Here is an 18,422-nt window from a genome sequence, read left to right as displayed (position 1 = left end):
CATCTTCACGCCTGGCGAGGAGATGCCGATGGCGGGCCACCCGACCATCGGCACGGCGTTCGCGCTGGCGCACGCCGGCACCCTCGCTCCCGGCCGGACGCTCGTGACCTTCGGCCTTGGCGTCGGTCCGGTGCCGGTTGAGCTGCGGTGGGACGCCGGCCGCCTGGCGTTCGCCTGGATGACGCAGTTGCCGCCGACGTTCGGTGAGCCGGCGGTCGAGATCCCGCTCCTCGCCGGCGCCCTGAACGTCGAGCCCCAGGAGATCCTCGAGACGCGCCTCCCGGTCCGCGTCGTGTCGTGCGGCGTCCCGTTCCTGATGGTGCCGCTCGTCACGCGGGACGCCGTCGACCGCGCGGCGTTCGACCGCGCGATCGCAGGCCGATTCTTCCACGCCGTGCCGATGGGCGAGTTGCCCGTGTTCCTGTTCAGCGCGGAGCGGGGGCAGGACGACGCCACGGTGTACAGCCGGATGTTCGCGCCCGGCCTGGGTGTGGCGGAGGATGCCGCGACCGGCGCCGCCAGCGGTCCGCTGGGATCCTACCTGGTCCATCACAGGGTCGTTCCGCCCGAACGGGCGGGGCGCATCATCAGTCTCCAGGGCGTGAAGATACGGCGCCCAAGCCGCATCCATATCGCGATCGACCTTGCCGGCACCACCATCACCCGCGTACGGGTGGGTGGCGAGGCGGTGGTCGTGGGCAGCGGGCAGTTGGAAGTGGTCGGGATCGGGGGGGCGTTCTGACCCCTGACCCCAATCCCTGTCTCGTCAGACCGCCGGGTGCATCCCCACCCACTTGGTCGCCCGCTCGTATGCAAGCGCCACGCGCAGGACCGTCGCCTCGTCGTAGAGCCGGCCGGTGATCATCAGGCCGACTGGCATCTTCTCGACGAAGCCGGCCTTCAACGTGATGGCCGGGTGCCCGGTCAGGTTGGTCATCGTCAGGCTCGTGGACCGGGTCGCGGAGACGAAGGCGTCGTGCGCCGACATGAGCTGGTCGAGCCGGCGCATCAGCAGCGTGCGTGCGCGCTGCGCCCGGATGTACTCGACGGCCGTGACGAAGCGGTGCGTGCGGAACGAGTTCGGCCAGTCGCCCGGGCCCTGCGCCGTCAACTGATCGATGCCGCGCGTCCGCGTCAGGTCGTCGAACGCGGCCGCTGCTTCGGCGCTCAGAATGAAGCGGATGGCCGACACGGGGAAGTCGGGCAGGTCGATCGGCGTCAACTGTGCCCCGGCCCGCTTCAGGTCCACGAGCGCCTGCTGCAACACCGCACGCTCGGCTTCGGCCTGCTTCTTCCGTTCCTCGCTCAGGTTGGCGGGCAGGTCCTCGAACTCCGCGCGCACATAGGCGACCCGCAGTTTCGACAGCGGCACGTCCGGATTCCAGGCGAACGGCGCGTCCACGACCGTGTCGTCCCGGCCATCCGATCCGTAGATCGCGTTGAACGCCAAGGCGCAGTCTTCCACCGTCCGGCAGATCGGCCCGATCTTGTCCATCGTCCAGCTCAGCGCCATCGCACCGTACCGGCTGACACGGCCGTACGTCGGCCTGAGGCCGGTGACCCCGCACGCGCTCGACGGCGACATGATCGAGCCGAGCGTCTCGGTGCCGATCGAGAAGCCGACCAGGCCCGCGGCTGTTGCGGACGCCGGCCCGGCCGACGACCCGCTGGAGCTGCGCTCGATGTTCCAGGGGTTCTTCGTGCTGCCGCCGAACCAGACGCCGCCCTGCGCGAGCGAGCCCATCGACAGCTTGGCGACGAGTACCGCGCCGGCCTCGCGCAGCCGTTCGACCACGGTGGCGTCGAGATCGAGCACCTGGTTCTCGTACGGCTTGGCGCCCCACGTCGTGCGGATGCCCTTGGTTGCGAACAGGTCTTTCGCGCCCCACGGAATGCCGTGCAGCGGCCCGCGATAGCGTCCGGCACGAATCTCCTTGTCCGCCTGCGCGGCCTGCGCCAGCGCGAGCTCTTCGGTGAGCGTCACGACGCACTTGAACGTCTCGCCGTGCTTCTTCAGCCGGGCGAGATACATCCTGGTCAGATCGGATGACGACACCTGGCGGTCGCGCACGAGCGGGGCCAGCGCGGTGACCGGCTGGAACGCGAGATCCTCGATGTTCGACGTCACGCGAACGACCGGTGCGGACACCTTCAACGACTTCGCTCGCGCTCCGGGGGCTGGCGGTTTCCTGCCGGGCAGGTAGGGCCGGAACGTGAACGCGGGCTCGGTGTCGAGCGGAACACTCAGCTTGCGCAAGGTCTCGTAGCTGTCGAGATTGCGGTTGACGCCGCGGACCATCATCTCTTCTTCCGATTCCTTGAAGCGCACGCCGAAGATCCGTTCCGCGCTTCGCAGCGTGTCGGTGCCGAAGTGCAACGGCGTCTCGGCCCCAGGCGGAAGTGCAGGCGCCGGAGGGGCGGAAGGCTTCGTCGTCTGTTGCGCCAGCGCGGGGACGGTCATTCCCGCGGCGACCGCGGCCGGAACCGTGCCCAGAAAAGCGCGCCGTCCGATCCGCCGAGCGTGGGATTTCGCTGCACGATCCTTCATGAATGCCCTCCGGAGAGATCATCGAGGGAAGCCGCTGCCTCCGCCCGAGCGGTTGATGGCGTGGATTGCACCGTCAGGGGCCCGGTGCGCGGGCTAGAATACTATCGGGACGCCGAAAACGCACCCTGCACGCGGAACGGAACTTGAAGAACCGAAGACGAAGAACATGGCATGAGCGAACGACCTGACGCCGCCGTCCTCGCGCTCGAACAGGGATCGCATCCCGATCCTTTTGCCGTGCTCGGTCCGCACGTCGGGACGATCGACGGCCGCACGGTGCTGGTCGTCCGTGTGTTCAACCCGGCCGCGGAAGCCGTCGAGCTGATCGCAGCGCTTCCCGGCGCTCCGCTCGCCATGTCGCGACGCGCGGGCACGAACCTGTTCGAACTGATCGTTCCCGGCTGGCAGGGCGAGCCGCTCGCGGAGTACCACCTGCGAACGAGGTGGAAGGACGGGGCGGTGACGACGAACGAAGATCCGTACCGATTCGGTCGGATCCTCGATGACTTCGATCTCCATCTCCTGGCCGAAGGAACCCAGCTTCGCGCCCAGGACAAGCTCGGCGCGCATCCGATGCAGGTGGGGTCGGTCTCCGGCGTTCACTTCGCCGTCTGGGCGCCGAACGCCGTGCGCGTCAGCGTGGTCGGCGATTTCAACCGATGGGACGGCCGGGCGAATCCGATGCGGCTGCTGATGCCTCACGGCGTCTGGGAGCTCTTCATCCCCGGCATCGGGAGCGGCGAGACGTACAAGTTCGAGCTGCGAGGGCGCCGCGGCGAGGCGTTCCAGAAGACGGATCCGTACGCGCGCCGCACGGAGGTGCCGCCGAAATCGGCGGCGGTCGTGTGCGATATCGGCCGCTACAACTGGAGCGACGCCGCGTGGATGGACACGCGCGCCCGGACGAACAGCTGGCTCGACCGACCGATGTCGACCTACGAGGTGCACGTCGGGTCGTGGGCGCGCGGCGCCGACGGACAGCAGTTTCTCTCGTACCGCGAACTCGCCGCACGCCTCGTGCCCTACGTGCAAGAGATGGGCTTCACGCACATCGAGTTGTTGCCGGTGATGGAGCATCCGTTCGCCGGGTCGTGGGGCTACCAGGTGATCGGGTTCTTCGCGCCCACGAGCCGGTTCGGCGAGCCCGAAGATTTCAAGGCCTTCATCGACGCCTGCCATGGCGCGGGCATCGGCGTCCTGCTCGACTGGGTGCCCGGCCATTTTCCGAAGGATGCGCACGGCCTCGCGCGCTTCGACGGCACCGCGCTGTACGAGCACGAGGATCCCCGCAAGGGCGAGCACCAGGACTGGGGCACGCTGATCTTCAACTACGGCCGAAACGAGGTGCGGAGCTTCCTGCTGAGCAACGCGTTGTTCTGGCTCGAGGAATACCATATCGACGGTCTCCGCGTGGACGCGGTCGCGTCGATGATCTACCTCGATTACTCGCGTGAGCCGGGCCAGTGGATCGCGAATCGGTACGGCGGACGAGAGAACATCGAGGCGATCGACTTCCTGCGCACGCTGAATACGCTCACCCACGCCGAACAGCCGGGTTCGATCACGGCGGCGGAGGAATCCACGGCGTGGCCCGGCGTGAGCCGGCCCGTGCACCTCGGCGGCCTGGGCTTCACCTACAAGTGGAACATGGGCTGGATGCACGACATGCTGGCGTACATGCGCCAGGATCCCGTGCACCGCCGCTGGGCCCACAACCAGCTCACGTTCTCGATGCTGTACGCCTATCACGAGAACTTCATCCTCCCGTTCTCGCACGACGAGGTCGTGCACGGGAAGGGCTCGATGATCGGCAAGATGCCGGGCGACGACTGGCAGAAGGCGGCGAACCTGCGGACGCTCTATGGCTTCCTCTTCGGCCACCCGGGGAAGAAGCTGCTGTTCATGGGCTCCGAGTTCGGGCAGTGGCCGGAGTGGAACCACGACCGCGGCCTCGAGTGGGAATTCGCCGATCGGTGGCCGCACTCCGGCATCCGACGCCTGGTGAAGGATCTCAACGCGCTCTACCGCCACGAGCGAGCCCTGCACGAGCTCGATTTCGACCCCGCCGGCTTCCAGTGGATTGACTGCAACGACAACGAAAACAGCGTCGTGTCGTTCGCCCGCTTCGCCCGCGATCCCGGCGACTTCGTCGTCTTCGTGCTGAACCTCACGCCCGTCGTCCGCCACGACTACGTCGTCGGCGTGCCCGAGCCGGGCGTCTATCGGGAGTTGCTGAACACCGACGCGGAGATCTACGGCGGGTCGAACCTGGGGAACGGCGGCGCGGTCCTATCCGTGCCCCGGCCAGCGCACGGCCACCCGCACCGGCTGCAACTGCTGCTGCCACCGCTCTCGTGCCTCGTCTTCAAGCTGAAACGCGACTGACACGAACGGTGGGTGGCCGACAGTGGCCAGTTGCTGGTGGATCCCGCGAGACGCAGTGACCACCGGTCGCGGTCAGTTGTTCGCTGACTTGGCGGCGACCAGCTTGTTGTCCAGAATCCTCCGCACTGTCGTGACCAGGATGTCAGGAGTGAATGGCTTCTGCAGGAACGCCGTGTTGGGCTCCAGGATGCTGGGCGCCATGACGGTGTGGTCGGTGTAGCCGGACATGTACAGGACGGGGATGTGGGGCCGCATCCAGAGCATGTGGCGCACGAGTTCCCGGCCGTTCATGCCGGGCATGACCACATCGGTGAGGAGGAGGTCGATCTCGCCGTTGAAGGCCTGCGCGACGGCCAGCGCCTCGCGCCCGTGGTTGGCCACGAGCACCTGGTAGCCGTGGCGCGCCAGGACGTCGCGCGAGAGGCAGCGCACCGAGGGTTCGTCCTCGACCAGAAGAATCGTCTCGCTGCCGCAGGCCGGTTGCACGGCGACGGATGGTACGGTTGCGGCGGCGGAATGGTTCACCCGCGGGAGGTAGATCTTGAAGGCGCTGCCCTTGTCCGGCTCGCTGTACACCCAGATGTGGCCGCCGCTCTGCTTCACGATCCCGTAGACCGTGGCCAAGCCAAGGCCCGATCCCTTCTCGTGCGCCTTGGTCGTGAAGAACGGCTCGAACACGTGGGAGAGGACTTCCGGCGTCATGCCGCAGCCCGTGTCGCTCACGGCCAGCATGACGTACGGTCCCGGCACGACCTCCGCGTGGGTTCGCGCATAGCTCGCATCCAGGTCGATGTTCGCCGTCTCAATCGTCAGGCAGCCGCCTTCCGGCATCGCGTCCCGCGCGTTGACCGCAAGGTTCATGATCACCTGTTCGACCTGGCCGGGGTCGGCGCGCACGGACGCCTGCTGCGCGTCGGGCAGCGTCCGCAACTCGATGTCCTCGCCGATCAACCGCCGCAGCATCTTGTCGAAGCCGCTCACCACCGCGTTGAGGTCGATCGTCCGGCGCTCGTGCGTCTGTTTCCGGCTGAAGGTGAGGAGTTGCCGCGTCAGCGCGCTGCCCCGCTCGGCAGCCTTGCGGATTTCCTCGATGTCGTGCCGGCACGCGTCGTCCTCGGGCAGGCGGTCGCGGAGCATCTCCGCGTACCCGAGCATCGCGGTGAGCAGGTTGTTGAAATCGTGCGCGACGCCGCCTGCGAGCCGGCCAACCGCTTCCATCTTCTGTGACTGGCGAAACTGGTTCTCGAGTTGCCGATGTTCGGTCACGTCCTCGACCAGCATCTCGAGACCGACGAGAACGCCGTCCTCCGACTGCACCGCGCGTCCGCTCAGCCGCACCCAGATGGGCGTATCGTCCGCGCGGCGCCATTGCAGTTCGATCGGCGCCACTCGCCCGCCCGCCCGGTACGCGACGAGCAGGCGCTCACGGTCGGTGGCGTCCTGGTAGTACGGGAGAATGTTCTGGCCGACCAGGCCGGCGTCGGATTCGAGACCGAGCATCACCGCCAGGGCGAGGTTCGCCTCGACGATGAGGCCGTCGATCGTCGTGCGGCAGATGCCGTACGCCGACGCGCCGACGAGCGAACGGAAGCGCGACTCAGCCCGGCGGAGCGCGTCCTCGGTATGGGTCACCGTGCGGGTCTGCCGGTTGTGTTCGATCGCTCGGCGGACGCTCCTGACGAGGGCCGTGGACGTCAGATTCGCAGTGACCAGGCAGTCCCAGACGCCCGCCCGGATCAACCGCTCGTCGCGGGAAGCGTCTTCGTGCTCCGTCAGGATCATCACCGGCCGGCCGCGCCCGAGGGCTGCCGACAGAAGTAGACCGTCCCTGTCCAGCATTCGGAGGTCGATCAGGCACACGTCATGTGCGGCACTTCGAAACTGCTCGACAGCCGCCGTTTCGTCGGTCGGGACACGCCGGAGGCAGAATGACCCGCCGTTGACCTGTGAAAGCAGAGCGGCCGTCAGGACCGCACTGTCCTGGTCGCGCGTCGCCAATGCTATCGTGATCGTCGTGTCGGGCTGTGGCATGGTCTACGGGCGAATCGGGGGGCGGTCCGTGGTCATCACCCCAGTTCATCGGCGCCGGCGTCCGGGAACGTTAGGCATTCTGCGGTGCTTTCTTTGCCATGAGGTCGTCCGCGATGGGCAATGCGCGAATTTGTGTGCAACGGAGGTGACGAGGTTCGCGCAAGGGAGGGGCCAGGGCGTTGCGCTGGCCGGGCGTCGGCAGTGCTACAATTATCGGACGTACCATCGGCCCTGTTCCGCGCCCGCGTGAAGCCGGCCGATGTCCTCGACGCGGAGAGATGGCCGAGTGGTTGTCCGACGGACGAGAGCTGATGGCTGTGCTTCGTGAACAGATCTGACTGCACGAACATGCCGCCCGACCCGCAGCACGGGTCGAAGACGATGCCCTTCTCGGGCTCCAGCATCGCGACGAGCGTTTTGACGCTGGAGACGGGCGTGAAATACTCGCCCCCGCGCTTCCCCTCGCTCGACGCAAACTCGCCGATGAAGTACTCGTAGACGCGGCCGATCAGATCGTCGCCGCCGTGATCGGCTCCGAAGACGTCCTTGCTGAACAGATTGATGAGACCGCGCACGCTGACGGCGTCGAGGTTTGATCCCGCGTAGATGCGCGGCAGAAGCCCTTCAATTTGTCCGGGTATTTGGTCTCGAGCGATTCGAGCACGTCGTCCAGCTTCACCTTAATGTCGTCGGCCTGCGCCGCCTTGCGCAGGTTCTCCCACCGCGCCGCTTCCGGAATCACGAACGCGGCGACGCGACGATACTCGTCGGGATCGTGGATGGCCTTCTTGTCGCCGTAGTAGTCGCTCTTCTTGTCTGCGACGAGCGCCTCGATCTCTGCGCGCCGGCGGTCGTACCTTATCGAAAGGAAACGCGAGAAGATGATCGGCAGGACGTAGCGCTTGTGGTCGGCCGGTTCGACCGAGCCGCGGAGCGTAATCGCCGCCTGGAAGAGCTCCTTGGTGAGCGCGACGATGCCGCCGTTCTGGCTGTCAGCCGCCTGTTTGGATTTCTTCGTTCCCGCCTTGCGTTGTGCCGTGGTTTGTAGGAGCTTACTTCGACTCTTCTAGAATCGGCGGCAGACTTCTGACCTTGCCAGCGACCTTGCGACAGGCGCCGATCAGATCCAAGACCAGCCGGTCGTCCACGTCGAGGGCGCCTTCGTACTCGGTCCGATTCCGCATCTCGTGGCACTTCGACAGAACTCGCCAGACCTCCGGGCCAAGGCCGAGAGTGTCTGGCAGTATCTGAAATACGATGTACCGTTTCGATGGCCGGAATCCGCGGTGCCGGAGCGCCGCCAGACATAGCGAGTGGGCGGCGCTATAGGCCAGATCGAACCTGCTGTCGAGCGAGTTCGTTTCATTCTCCGCGTCCGTCAGACGCGCCAGCCCGGAACGCACGAGCCCTGCACACTCCTTCGCGTCGGGAGGTTCCTTTGCGAGGACGTTCCCTGGACCTGCGAGGCGCTCAAGCGGCGACGGGGAGGTCATGTTCGGTTCCAATCACCCAGAGTTTCGGTTGTTCGAGCACCCGCGTCAGGAATGCGTTTTCCGTTCGGGCGCGCTTTGAAAACTCGGCAGCCGTGTACACCGTGGGGTTGACCCTTCGACCCACGGTGCGTGTGACCCGCTCGAGGGCGCCGAAGACTTCGCCGTACGCGAGGCTGTCGCTGATGATCATCAGGTCGATGTCGCTTGCCGATTGGTCGGTCGACTTGGCCACCGAACCGTACACGAAGGCCGCGCGAATCGCCTTCGACAAGGGCTTGAGGGCATCGCGCAGCGGCTCGGCGAGACCGACCGTCTTCAGCACGATACTCCGCAGTTCTGAATACAACGGCGATGCCGCGTTGGCTTGGTAATGCTTCTGATGGCCAATCCGTCGGGCGACGATCAGCCCGCTCGCCTCCAGCCGCGCGAGTTCGCGCTGCGCCGCTCCAGAGCCGGTGCCAGCGTCCCGAATCAGCTCCGAGGCATAGAAGCTACGCTCGGGCTGGCCGAAAAGCACACCGAAGACCCGCTGCTGTGTCTTGGTCAACAGCGCGTCCGCCAAACTCTTGCGGCCAGATCGACGAGAACCAGACTTCACACCCAATATGGGCGCTATCATGCCCGATTTGGGCATGGCGGTCAATGCGATAGTTCACACAGATTGCGTTCACCGACCGAGGGCAATGAAAGCCATGGCGAGTCGGCCCCGAGGTCGTGAACGGCAAAGACGCTCTGCTTCCGACTGACCCGTCGGCTGCGATGTCCTCAAGGCGCTCAGGAACGAGGCGCCGGCCGACAACGTTAGCGTCACGGTTGAGTCTTCGTCGCGGCTTCATTCGGTTATCCGGATCGACGCGAAGCGCCAGGCGCTCGATGCGCTGGACAACCTGCGGCGAGGCGGAGACGCCGCAAACGGCAACGGCAAGCCGGCAAGTGAGGCCGAAATCGAGACGATCGTCGAGGTCCCCGACGACCTCACGTCACAGTCACGTCACAGATTGCTTTTGCAGGGTTCGCCGCGCTCCGGTAAACTGTTGATCCCACTCGAACGGAGAGATGGCCGAGTGGTTGAAGGCGCACGCTTGGAAAGCGTGTGTAGGGGAAACTCTACCGAGGGTTCGAATCCCTCTCTCTCCGCCAACCACACTGTAAGTCATTTATTTACAAGCACTTACAGTCAGCCCCAAAGAGAGCAAGATTCCCTCGGCCTTCGGTCCACTAAGCCCCCCTCTGTCAACAACATGCCTCGGTGGTGTCGGGTCGCGTGGGACCTCAGGAGCCCATCCCGTCAATCACTTACACGGATGCGCTGAGCCAACGTCACCACATCGCACCACAACCTCACCACGAACCTTGCGCGCCCTGTTCCGCATCGCAGCGGGCGGCCGACCGGCCGCTCCGGCATCGGCCGCTGACGCCCTGCGGCCGACCTCCTTGCACCAAACGAACCGATCGTGAACGGGCGCTGGCGTGGACGAAGACGGTTACGCGGGTCGGCATCGATCGCGTGCCCGACGAGGGCTACGGTCAGGCGTGCGTCGAGTTCTCGGAAAAGGAACTCGTCGACCTCACGTTCGCCGTGACCGCAATCAACGGCTGGAACCGGCGGGCCGTCCTCGTTCCGGACGACGCCGGGCAGGTATCACCGGGCTCGGCAGTCCGTCCCGGGCGACAGGCCGCGGTGCACGACGGCCCGGTTCTGGCGTAGCATCGTATGTAGAACGTCACGAAGGAGGTGTCCATGACTATCAGCTGGCGTCACGACGTCGATGCGGTGCTTGCGCAGGCGAAGCGGGAAGGCAAGCCGGTCATGCTCGATTTCAGCGCCGCCCCGATGTGAGGCGGCTGCGCTCGGCTGGAAGCCGAGGTGTGGCCGGACCAGCGCGTCGTCTCGCTGGTGACTGACAGGTTTCTCCCAGCGCGCGTACACGTCAAGGACCAGGCGGCGGACTTCAAGCGCTTCGGTGCGATGTACGGGGCGCAGTGGACCCCCACCATCCTGATGCTCGACTCCGAGGGCGTCGAGCGCCACAGGATCGAGGGCTTTCTGCCCCTCGACGACTTCCTGTCTGAGGTGTGGCTCGGCCTGGGCCACATCGCCTTCCATACGGGCTCGTACAAGGATGCAGAAGGCCGTTTCGAGGAGGTGCTCCGCCTCCTTCCGGCGAGCGAGGGCGCTCCGGCCGCGCAGTATTGGGCGGGCGTGTCGCGCTACAAGGCGTCCGGCGACGCCAAGGACCTCGTGGCCACGGCCGCCGCCTTCAAGGCCCGGTACCAGGACAGCGTCTGGGCGAAGAAGGCGTCCGTCTGGGGATGATCATGGCACCGTGCGGATGGGGAGCCCAATCCGCCCCGGCCGCACAGAGACCGGGAGACTTCAGATGAATGTCGAGACACCGGCGACGCCTGATCGCACTGGAAGGGAGCTTTTCGGCCCGCGGGGTCGCCGACGGCGGCAGGGCGCGAGATCACGTTCTCGAGTCGGCGGATACGGGTGATACGGCCGTCGCAGACGAAGCCGCGAGTGAGGATGTCTCGGCAGCGGAGTTGGACGCCACCATTCTGCAGCAGGTCCGTGACGCCCTGCGGCGGATCGACGATGGGACGTATGGGCGCTGCCTCGCCGACGGCGGGCCGATCGAGACCAAGCGCCTGGATGCCGTGCCCTTGGGCGGCGTACCATCAAGCATCAGACGCTCTTGGAGGCCGCGTCGCGGCCGCCGTCGACGCTGTGAGACGGTCGCGCGCCGGAAGGATGGCGAGATCGTCGAAGAGAATCTCTTCTTCGACAGGTGGGGTTCCTACGGCAAATCGGCGTGCTCTGACCGGTCGGGACAGCTTGGCGAGCTCCCCGACGAACCACAATCCTCGCCCGTGAACGCGGCGTCGCTGTTCGCGATAGGGTACCCGGATCAGACTGTCGTATATCCCCCGTCCACGAGGTAGTACCCACCTGTCATGAACGAGGCTTCATCCGACAGGAGAAAACAAACCAGCGGCGCAACTTCGTCGGGCCGGCCAAGCCTTCCGAGCGGGTGACGCGCTATGAGCTGCGTCCGGAAATCAGCGGGAAGGTTTGCCAGAAGTGGCGTCTCGATGTAGGCCGGACCTACGCAGTTGATTCTGAGTCCCTGCGGCCCGTACTCAGCCGCTGCGTTCTTCGTGAGCCCGACAACCCCGTGCTTTGCCGCCGTATAGGCGCCATTCCCAATCGCCGCAACGGTCCCATGGATCGAGGCCATATTGACGATGGCGCAGTCGCGCGCCCCCGTCCTGAGCATCGCCGGAATCTGGTATCGCATGCCAAAGAGGACGCCGTTGAGATTGATGTCGATCACCCGCTTCCAGTCCGCCAGGTCTGTCTCGCCCGCCGGTGCCTGTGCGCCGCCGATGCCCGCATTGTTGACCGCATAGTGCAGCGCTCCATGCGCACTCAGCGTCTGGTTCACGACGTCCTCGGAGTCGGCGGCCCGGGCGGTGTCCTGTTGGACCGCGTCGGCGGTCCCGCCTGCACTGCGGATCTCTGCCGCGACCCTCTCGGCACCGTTCAGGTTGATGTCGGAGAGGACAATCTTCACACCTCTGCGGGCAAGTGCCTTACCGATCGCCTCACCGAGGCCCGACCCTCCTCCGGTGACGATCGCCACCTTGCCGTCCAATCCTTTCATGTCGCCCTCCGATCCGGATGCTAAGGGTTTCGGGGCAATGCGGTGTAGACGCGTTCGATGAAGGCGAGAAACTCCGTCATGTACGCGCGCAGGAAGTCGGCGGTCGCGTCGTCGGTGACTTCGCCGTCTTCGCCGATCAGGCCGGGTGTGAACTGGATGTAGGCCTCGATCGCATTCATCAGTGGGGAGTTACAGAACGCAAGGATGCTGCGCAGATGCTGTTGCCCGACAGCGGTGCCGATTTTCCCCGGGGACGTGCCAATGATCGCTGATGGCTTGCGCGTAAACGAATTCGTTCCATAGGGACGACTCGCCCAATCGATCGCGTTCTTCAATGCGCCTGGGATCGAGCGGTTGTACTCGGGCGTCACGAAGAGCACGGCGTCCACGGACGCGATCGCGTCCTTGAGAGCCCTTGCCGACGGCGGAAAGTCAGCGTCGTAGTCGTAACTGTAGAGCGGAAGATCGCCGAACGGGATTTCTTCCATCTGCAGCTCCCTCGGCGCCAGGTGCATCAGCGCGCGCGCAAGCTTCCGATTGATGGACGCCTTCGCGAGGCTCCCAACGAAGTACCCAACCTTGTACATGGTCATAACTTCCTCCAGTTGACGGCTCCCCTCCGCGAATCACCGCCCCGCTCGCATCTGGCCGACGCACGCGTGCGATGTCCCGTCGCAAGGGCTTCGCGCTATCGCAGACATCAGCGAGCTGTACCGCGCCACGATCCTCATCCCGATTCGACGCGGCTGGCACCTTCCGCCAGCCTGGCTCCCGGCCTCCGCGTGACGAGGATGCCGGTTGTCAGGAATGTATGACACCTCGCGCCTCCGCTGCCGAACGCGCGGGAGATCGTCACCACAATCGGCGTCGCCATTGGTCCTCCTCGGTCTTCGCCACCCGTGCGAGGAGACGCTACGCGCGCGTTTGACCGCGATCCAGAAACGTCCCGTCCTCCAGCTCTTGGAACGCCTGCCGGAGCTCTTGCTGGGTGTTCATCACGATGGGGCCGTACCACGCGACCGGCTCCCGGAGCGGCTTCCCGGACACCAGGAGAAACCGGACCCCATCGGGACCGGCCTGCACGCCGACCTCGTCCCCCTGGCCGAACAGCACGAGCGTGCGGTTCTCGGCCTCGCGTGGAGGTGCCGTGTCCGCCCATCCCGCGCTCTCGGATGGCACCGAGAGGAGGCCGGATGCGTCGCAGAAGGCGCCCTTCCCCGCGAACACGTACGCGAACGCGAGCCTGCCGGCCTCGACCGGCAGCGCCGTCCGCGTGTTCGCGGGCACCGCCACGTCCAGGTAGATCGGATCGGCCGCAATCCCATGGACGGGGCCCGTCGTTCCCTTGTAACTGCCGCAGACGACCCGAACCTGGGTCCCGTCTGCTTCGGTGTGGAGCGGGATCTCGGCTGCCAAGACGCCCTGGTAATGCGGCGCCGTCATCTTGAGCCGCGCCGGAAGGTTGGCCCAGAGCTGGAACCCGTACATCCGACCGTCCGAGTCGCCCTCGGGCATCTCTTGGTGGCGCACACCACTACCGGCCGTCATCCACTGGACGTCCCCCGGCCCGATGACACCCCTGTGGCCCAGGCTGTCGGCATGTTCCACGGTTCCCGCCAGGACGTACGTGATCGTCTCGATGCCTCGGTGCGGATGCCAGGGGAAGCCGGCTCGGTACTCCTCCGGCCGGTCGCCGCGAAAGTCATCGAGCAGGAGGAACGGGTCGAACTCGGTCGGGTCCCCAAACCCGAACGCACGACGCAGATGCACACCCGCGCCTTCGAGCGTGGGCGTGGCCTTGGCGAGCTTCCGGACCGGGCGAATGGCCATGTGTACCTCCTGCAGAATCGGAAGTGGGCTGCCGCCCGATTCTAATCCCAACGGCAGCCTTTTCAGCTCCGCGGCGACGAACTGCCCGAAGGAGGCGCCGCCAGCAACTCCGCGTCGATCTCGATCCACACATCGGGCGACGGCGACACCGCGCCGATTTCGTCCAGCAGTTCGCGCGTCATCCCGAAGTCGGCGCGCTTGACGGCGGCCGTCGCATGGAAGGCGACGCGACCGGGCTTCCCGGGTTGCGCCGGCGCCGTCCCCTTGAACGTGAAAGACAGCGGCACCGGCTTCGTGGCCCCGCGGAGAGTCAGCGAGCCATCAACGACCCAGCCGTCGCCGGCCCTCCGGATGCCGCGGCCGTGGTACTGGATGGCCGGGAAGTTCGCGGCATCGAAGAAGTCGGGGCCGCGCAGGTCCTTGTCCCGCACGCTGTTCTGCGTGCTGAGGCTCGACGCGTCGATCGAGACGTCCAGGCTCGATTCCGCCGCCACTGCCGCCTTCGCCCGTTCCGCGATCGTCGCCTGGGGCGATGCCGCGCTCGCGACGGGAATCCTGCCGTCGGTCGATGTGCTCTCCCCGTTCGGACCTTCCATGATCTCCTCCTTGGGATGGGATGCACGCAACGGCTCAGCCGGCCGGGCTTCCCCGCACGATTCCCTACCGCGAACCACGCCCTGCCTTCTAAAATCAAGAGTAACGGGTTTTCACGGCCGTCACGATTCTCTCGCGCGGGAGGACATCTCCGCGCGCCTCGTCCATTGCGGGCGTGTGGCCGAGCGGAGTGGTAATCCGACCGGGGGCTTCAGATGAATGTCGAGACGTACCGGCGACGCCTGATCGCACTGGAAGGGAGCCTTTCGGCCCGCGCGGGCGCGGCCGGAGACCGAGCGCGAGATCACATCGTGGATCTACCGGCGGATATGGGTGATATGGCCGTCGCGGACGAAGCCGCCAGTGAGGACTTTACGGCAGCGGAGCTCGACGCGACCGTCCTGCAGAAGGTTCGTGACGCCCTGCGGCGGATCGACGACGGGAGCTATGGGCGCTGCCTGGCTGACGGCGGGCCAATCGAGATTACGCGCCTGGATGCCGTGCCTTGGGCGGCGTACTGCATCAGGCACCAGAGGCTGCTGGAGGCCGCGTCGCGGCCGCCGTCGACGCTCTGAGATGCGGTCGGATGGTCCGGCTGCGTGTAAGCGAGGTGACCTATGAGCGCTGAAGAGAACCTGCAACGGATGAAGACCCTGGACGATGCCTGGAACGCGCAGGACTGGAACGTATTTCGGAAGCGGCACTCGGCGGACACGAACGTGTACTGGCCAGGCCAGCCCGACCCGACCCGAGGTCGAGACGCGCACCACATGGAGTCCGAGGCGTTCTTCAAATCGATCGAGAACCACCTCGACAACAACCCGTATCGCGTGATGTTCGGCTCGGGCGACTGGACCTGCACGATTGCCCGGTGGAAGGGCAAGATGGTCGGCCCGTGGACCGGGCTCGACGGCAAGGTGCACGAGGCGACGGGCAAGACGTTCGAGCTCGAGTTCTGCACCGTCGCGCGCTGGAAGGACGGCGAGATCGTCGAAGAGAACCTGTTCTACGACCAGGTGGGGTTCCTGCGGCAAATCGGCGTGCTCTGAGCTTCGTTGGTGATGTCGCGTGCCCGGCGGCGGCTTTCAAGGCCCCGTACGAGGACTGACTCCGGGAGTTCGCGCGGCGGCACCCGGTCGACACCGTTGTCTCCCAGATTCTCGGTGTCTCGGTAGCGTTCACGGGAGGTCGAAGACCAGGACCTCGCTGGCTTCCATGCCTTCGACCCGAACGAGCGCCTCGTCCGACAGGGCGGCGCCATCGCCCGCTTTCAGAACGTGGCCGTTGACGCGGGCCTTCCCGCGAGTCACTTGGACCCACGCGTACCGGCCCTTGGCGAGCGGCAGTTCCCCACCGGTCTTCCCGTCGAACCGCCCCGCGTACAGCAGTGCGTCCGCGTGGATCGTCACGCTGCCATCCCGCCCGTCCGGCGACGCGATCAACCTGAGCTTCCCTTTCTTCTCGGCATCGGAAAACGTTGTCTGCTCGTAGCCGGGTGTGATGCCACGTGACGTCGGGAGGAGCCAGATCTGGAGGAAGTGCACCAACTCCTCGCTCGACGCGTTGAACTCACTGTGCGTGACGCCGGTCCCGGCGCTCATCCGCTGCACGTCGTCAGGCCGGATGACCCCGCCGTTGCCCATCGAGTCGCGGTGCTGGAGCGCTCCTTCGAGCACGTAGGAGATGATCTCCATGTCGCGGTGCGGATGGGTGCCGAACCCCTCCCCGGGCCTCACACGGTCTTCGTTGATGACCCGCAGGCCGCGGAAGCCCATGTGCGCCGGGTCGTGGTAATCGGCGAACGAGAACGTGTGGTACGTGTTCAACCAGCCGTGGTCGAAGTGGCCACGGTCCTCTGCCTTGCGAATCGTGATCATGATTCTCCTCTCTTCCTCGATGACGGCCTCCTGTGGTCAAGCGGAACCTGCCCGTCCGCCTGGCTGAAGTGTAGCAGGTTGAGCTCGTTGGAGGTGCCGAGCCGCACCCGTGGCATCACCCGCACCGTTGCCGATCGCGCGCGTGTGCCAATCATTGGCGTCAAGTACGGACTGCCGCCGTACTTCGCTCGGTACGCCTCGTCGACGCGGTTGTTGATCGAACCGGCGACCGCTTCGAAGACGACCTCTTTCGTGATGCCTGCGGCGCGAATGCGACCGGCTCCTTGCCGCACGGCGGCCTGATACCAACGCGACTGCTGACCGTTGTAGCCTCGGACGTACAAGGCGCCGTCCACGACGACGGACCAAATCCACGTCGGCGTGCCGTAGGTCTTACCATCTTCCCGAAGCGGCGAGATGTGGAGGTCGTTGCTGTCTGCGATTTGCCGACGCTCGTTCGGCGACCACTCGACGGCCGTGGGTTCTGCGCGTCTACGCATGGGTGAGTTCCTCCGGACGACGCCGTTCAACGTGGGCGCTTTTCGAAAACATCTTTCGCGAGTGGCAAGGCCGAGAAGACACTGGGCCAGCCTGTGTAGAACGCCAGGTGCGTCAGGACCTCGGCGGCCTGCGGCCGCGTAAGTCCGTAGTCCATCGCCCTGTTCAAGTGATAGGGCAGCTGCGCGGCCTGTCCCGTCGCGATCAGGGCGCTCACAGTGACGAGACTCCGGTCCCGAGGCGCCAGATCGGGACGCCGCCAGAGATCCCTGAACAGCACGTCTGTGGTGTATTGCACGACCCCCGGTGCGACTGAGCCGAATTGCTCGCCGACGCGCTTCGCGCGTTCGGCCTCCGCGGCCTCGTCGAGCGGCAGCAGTTGCACGGACGCCGCGGGGAGCTGATCGACGCCAATGCCGCGCTGTGCGAAGACATCTCTCGCAACGCGAGCGGCCGCGAATGCATTGGCCCAGCCAGCGTAGAACGCCAGGTGCGTGATGGTCTCCGAGATCTCGCGTGGCTTGACCCCGTTCTCAATCGCCTGGTTCAGGTAGTAGGTCAGTGCCGGCGCCTGATCGCGAGCAATCAGCGCGGCAATGGTGATGAGGCTGCGGTCACGCGGCGTCAGGCCGGGACGCTTCCACACGTCCCCGTACAGGCGTTCCCGAGTGTACGTCTCGAGCGCAGGTGCGACCGTGCGAACGTCTTCAGGCGACAGCGTTCTGCCTTGGTTGTTGGGCTCTGTCATCTGCATCGTCCCTCCTTGCGACTGTTCCGGTTGGCCAGCCTCGCTGCCCTTCGCAGGCATCAGCGCGGCGGCGATCAACCACATGAACGTGAACGTCCCAGCAATCCTCCTCACGATGTTCTCCCCGTCAATTTCGCAATCGCTCATCCGCTCCAGTGCCTCGGGATTCCGCTGCCTGGTGCGAACGGCGAATCTATGGACGCAATAGCGTCTTGATGGCGCGGCGCTCGTCCATGGCGCGATATCCTTCGGCTACTTGCTCGAGCGGCAACTCGAGATCGAAGACTTTGCCGGGATTGATGGTCCCGTTCTGCACCAGCTGAATCAGCTGGGGAAGGTAGCGGCGCACGGGCGCCGGACCGCCGTGCAAGTGCACGTGCGTGTAGAACAGCTCCGCGCCGGCGAGCTCCACACCGTGAGGAACCCCGACGTAGCTGATGGATCCGCCAGGTCGCGTCGCGTGGATGGCCTGTGCCATGGACTCCTGCGTACCGACACACTCGAGCGCGGAGTCCGCGCCGACGCCTTTCGTCAGCTCTTTGATGCGCGCGACGCCTTCGTCTCCGCGCTCGCTCACAATGTCAGTTGCGCCAAACTCGCGCGCGAGCGTTTGCCTTGCTTGGTGACGGCTCATTGCGATGATCCGCTCGGCGCCCATCTGCTTCGCGGACAGCACGCCGAGCAGCCCGACCGCGCCATCGCCCACCACGACGACCGTCGCACCCGGCTTGACGTTCGCCGCATCGGCGG

Annotated in this window: 21 protein-coding genes and 1 tRNA gene; 9 read left to right on the top strand and 13 right to left on the bottom strand. The window is 65.8% G+C overall.

Going from position 1 to position 18,422, the window contains the following annotated elements; all coding sequences use genetic code 11:
- The coding region (locus VGK32_19915; protein HEY3384037.1) for a PhzF family phenazine biosynthesis protein at positions 1 to 742 on the top strand (742 nt) is incomplete at its 5' end.
- 24 nt (positions 743 to 766) lie between these two features.
- On the opposite strand, the gene VGK32_19910 is transcribed toward VGK32_19915, so the two are convergent.
- On the bottom strand, positions 767 to 2,548 hold the full coding sequence (locus tag VGK32_19910) for an amidase (GenBank protein HEY3384036.1): 1,782 nt from the start codon (positions 2,546 to 2,548) through the stop codon (positions 767 to 769).
- Between the two features lie 171 nt (positions 2,549 to 2,719).
- Here VGK32_19910 and glgB point away from each other — a divergent pair, with 171 nt between their 5' ends.
- The gene (gene glgB, locus VGK32_19905) at positions 2,720 to 4,933 is read left to right on the top strand and encodes a 1,4-alpha-glucan branching protein GlgB (GenBank protein ID HEY3384035.1); all 2,214 of its coding nucleotides are present in this window, start codon (positions 2,720 to 2,722) and stop codon (positions 4,931 to 4,933) included.
- Between the two features lie 72 nt (positions 4,934 to 5,005).
- Here the strand turns inward: glgB and VGK32_19900 are convergent, their stop codons facing one another.
- Positions 5,006 to 6,964: a response regulator gene (locus VGK32_19900; protein HEY3384034.1), complete on the bottom strand. Its 1,959-nt coding sequence runs from the start codon at positions 6,962 to 6,964 to the stop codon at positions 5,006 to 5,008.
- A 35-nt stretch (positions 6,965 to 6,999) separates the two neighbouring features.
- A complete protein-coding gene (locus VGK32_19895) occupies positions 7,000 to 7,539 on the bottom strand; it encodes an N-6 DNA methylase (protein ID HEY3384033.1) in 540 nt (179 codons plus the stop codon).
- 17 nt (positions 7,540 to 7,556) lie between these two features.
- Here VGK32_19895 and VGK32_19890 point away from each other — a divergent pair, with 17 nt between their 5' ends.
- Complete coding sequence (locus VGK32_19890) at positions 7,557 to 8,012, top strand: hypothetical protein (protein ID HEY3384032.1); 456 nt, start codon at positions 7,557 to 7,559, stop codon at positions 8,010 to 8,012.
- 422 nt (positions 8,013 to 8,434) lie between these two features.
- Here the strand turns inward: VGK32_19890 and VGK32_19885 are convergent, their stop codons facing one another.
- Positions 8,435 to 9,004 (bottom strand): nucleotidyltransferase domain-containing protein, encoded by a 570-nt coding sequence (locus VGK32_19885; GenBank protein HEY3384031.1) that lies wholly within the window; start codon positions 9,002 to 9,004, stop codon positions 8,435 to 8,437.
- 503 nt (positions 9,005 to 9,507) lie between these two features.
- On the opposite strand from VGK32_19885, the gene VGK32_19880 reads away from it, so the two are divergent.
- The 4 genes from VGK32_19880 to VGK32_19865 all read left to right on the top strand — a co-directional run bounded on the left by VGK32_19880 (position 9,508) and on the right by VGK32_19865 (position 11,403).
- A tRNA-Ser gene (locus VGK32_19880) sits at positions 9,508 to 9,597 on the top strand.
- Between the two features lie 367 nt (positions 9,598 to 9,964).
- Entirely contained in the window at positions 9,965 to 10,165 is a 201-nt protein-coding gene (locus VGK32_19875; protein ID HEY3384030.1) for a hypothetical protein, read from the top strand.
- Positions 10,166 to 10,312: 147 nt separating this feature from the next.
- Positions 10,313 to 10,774, top strand: a complete 462-nt coding sequence (locus VGK32_19870) for a thioredoxin fold domain-containing protein (protein ID HEY3384029.1) — start codon at positions 10,313 to 10,315, stop codon at positions 10,772 to 10,774.
- Positions 10,775 to 10,842: 68 nt separating this feature from the next.
- Positions 10,843 to 11,403, top strand: a complete 561-nt coding sequence (locus tag VGK32_19865) for a hypothetical protein (protein ID HEY3384028.1) — start codon at positions 10,843 to 10,845, stop codon at positions 11,401 to 11,403.
- On the opposite strand, the gene VGK32_19860 is transcribed toward VGK32_19865, so the two are convergent.
- From VGK32_19860 to VGK32_19840, 5 genes are all read right to left on the bottom strand, one after another.
- Positions 11,370 to 12,116, bottom strand: coding sequence for a glucose 1-dehydrogenase (locus VGK32_19860; GenBank protein ID HEY3384027.1), 747 nt, complete (start codon positions 12,114 to 12,116; stop codon positions 11,370 to 11,372). The two genes, VGK32_19865 and VGK32_19860, sit on opposite strands and share 34 nt — an antisense overlap.
- A gap of 29 nt (positions 12,117 to 12,145) precedes the next feature.
- On the bottom strand, positions 12,146 to 12,718 hold the full coding sequence (locus VGK32_19855) for an NADPH-dependent FMN reductase (protein HEY3384026.1): 573 nt from the start codon (positions 12,716 to 12,718) through the stop codon (positions 12,146 to 12,148).
- A gap of 134 nt (positions 12,719 to 12,852) precedes the next feature.
- The gene (locus tag VGK32_19850; GenBank protein HEY3384025.1) at positions 12,853 to 12,999 is read right to left on the bottom strand and encodes a hypothetical protein; all 147 of its coding nucleotides are present in this window, start codon (positions 12,997 to 12,999) and stop codon (positions 12,853 to 12,855) included.
- Between the two features lie 38 nt (positions 13,000 to 13,037).
- Entirely contained in the window at positions 13,038 to 13,955 is a 918-nt protein-coding gene (locus VGK32_19845; protein ID HEY3384024.1) for a pirin family protein, read from the bottom strand.
- 62 nt (positions 13,956 to 14,017) lie between these two features.
- Positions 14,018 to 14,551, bottom strand: a complete 534-nt coding sequence (locus VGK32_19840) for a YceI family protein (protein ID HEY3384023.1) — start codon at positions 14,549 to 14,551, stop codon at positions 14,018 to 14,020.
- Between the two features lie 336 nt (positions 14,552 to 14,887).
- Between VGK32_19840 and VGK32_19835 the strand changes: the two genes are divergently transcribed.
- Together VGK32_19835 and VGK32_19830 are read left to right on the top strand one after the other, a co-directional pair.
- The gene (locus VGK32_19835) at positions 14,888 to 15,124 is read left to right on the top strand and encodes a TraR/DksA C4-type zinc finger protein (protein ID HEY3384022.1); all 237 of its coding nucleotides are present in this window, start codon (positions 14,888 to 14,890) and stop codon (positions 15,122 to 15,124) included.
- A 42-nt stretch (positions 15,125 to 15,166) separates the two neighbouring features.
- Positions 15,167 to 15,598, top strand: coding sequence for an ester cyclase (locus VGK32_19830; GenBank protein ID HEY3384021.1), 432 nt, complete (start codon positions 15,167 to 15,169; stop codon positions 15,596 to 15,598).
- 129 nt (positions 15,599 to 15,727) lie between these two features.
- Here the strand turns inward: VGK32_19830 and VGK32_19825 are convergent, their stop codons facing one another.
- The 4 genes from VGK32_19825 to VGK32_19810 all read right to left on the bottom strand — a co-directional run.
- On the bottom strand, positions 15,728 to 16,426 hold the full coding sequence (locus tag VGK32_19825; protein ID HEY3384020.1) for a pirin family protein: 699 nt from the start codon (positions 16,424 to 16,426) through the stop codon (positions 15,728 to 15,730).
- On the bottom strand, positions 16,423 to 16,926 hold the full coding sequence (locus VGK32_19820) for a DUF2255 family protein (protein ID HEY3384019.1): 504 nt from the start codon (positions 16,924 to 16,926) through the stop codon (positions 16,423 to 16,425). The genes VGK32_19825 and VGK32_19820 overlap by 4 nt, the downstream gene beginning before the upstream one ends.
- 26 nt (positions 16,927 to 16,952) lie before the next feature.
- Positions 16,953 to 17,786, bottom strand: coding sequence for a carboxymuconolactone decarboxylase family protein (locus VGK32_19815; protein HEY3384018.1), 834 nt, complete (start codon positions 17,784 to 17,786; stop codon positions 16,953 to 16,955).
- Positions 17,787 to 17,865: 79 nt separating this feature from the next.
- A partial coding sequence (locus tag VGK32_19810) for a zinc-binding dehydrogenase (protein ID HEY3384017.1) occupies positions 17,866 to 18,422 on the bottom strand: 557 nt, incomplete at its 5' end.

It is taken from the genome of Vicinamibacterales bacterium, assembly GCA_036504215.1.
Lineage (GTDB): Bacteria > Acidobacteriota > Vicinamibacteria > Vicinamibacterales > Fen-181 > FEN-299.
Note: the sequence above shows the minus strand (reverse complement) of the source record. Positions and strands in the feature narration are given on the sequence as shown.

What these genes read in the sequence shown, in the direction of transcription:
- VGK32_19820 (HEY3384019.1), bottom strand. Translation starts at nt 16,926, where the DNA reads ATGCGTAGACGCGCAGAACCCACGGCCGTCGAGTGGTCGCCGAACGAG.
- VGK32_19865 (HEY3384028.1), top strand. Translation starts at nt 10,843, where the DNA reads ATGTCGAGACACCGGCGACGCCTGATCGCACTGGAAGGGAGCTTTTCG.
- VGK32_19900 (HEY3384034.1), bottom strand. Translation starts at nt 6,964, where the DNA reads ATGCCACAGCCCGACACGACGATCACGATAGCATTGGCGACGCGCGAC.
- VGK32_19835 (HEY3384022.1), top strand. Translation starts at nt 14,888, where the DNA reads ATGGCCGTCGCGGACGAAGCCGCCAGTGAGGACTTTACGGCAGCGGAG.
- VGK32_19845 (HEY3384024.1), bottom strand. Translation starts at nt 13,955, where the DNA reads ATGGCCATTCGCCCGGTCCGGAAGCTCGCCAAGGCCACGCCCACGCTC.
- VGK32_19910 (HEY3384036.1), bottom strand. Translation starts at nt 2,548, where the DNA reads ATGAAGGATCGTGCAGCGAAATCCCACGCTCGGCGGATCGGACGGCGC.
- VGK32_19850 (HEY3384025.1), bottom strand. Translation starts at nt 12,999, where the DNA reads ATGGCGACGCCGATTGTGGTGACGATCTCCCGCGCGTTCGGCAGCGGA.
- glgB (HEY3384035.1), top strand. Translation starts at nt 2,720, where the DNA reads ATGAGCGAACGACCTGACGCCGCCGTCCTCGCGCTCGAACAGGGATCG.
- VGK32_19855 (HEY3384026.1), bottom strand. Translation starts at nt 12,718, where the DNA reads ATGACCATGTACAAGGTTGGGTACTTCGTTGGGAGCCTCGCGAAGGCG.
- VGK32_19830 (HEY3384021.1), top strand. Translation starts at nt 15,167, where the DNA reads ATGAGCGCTGAAGAGAACCTGCAACGGATGAAGACCCTGGACGATGCC.
- VGK32_19840 (HEY3384023.1), bottom strand. Translation starts at nt 14,551, where the DNA reads ATGGAAGGTCCGAACGGGGAGAGCACATCGACCGACGGCAGGATTCCC.
- VGK32_19825 (HEY3384020.1), bottom strand. Translation starts at nt 16,426, where the DNA reads ATGATCACGATTCGCAAGGCAGAGGACCGTGGCCACTTCGACCACGGC.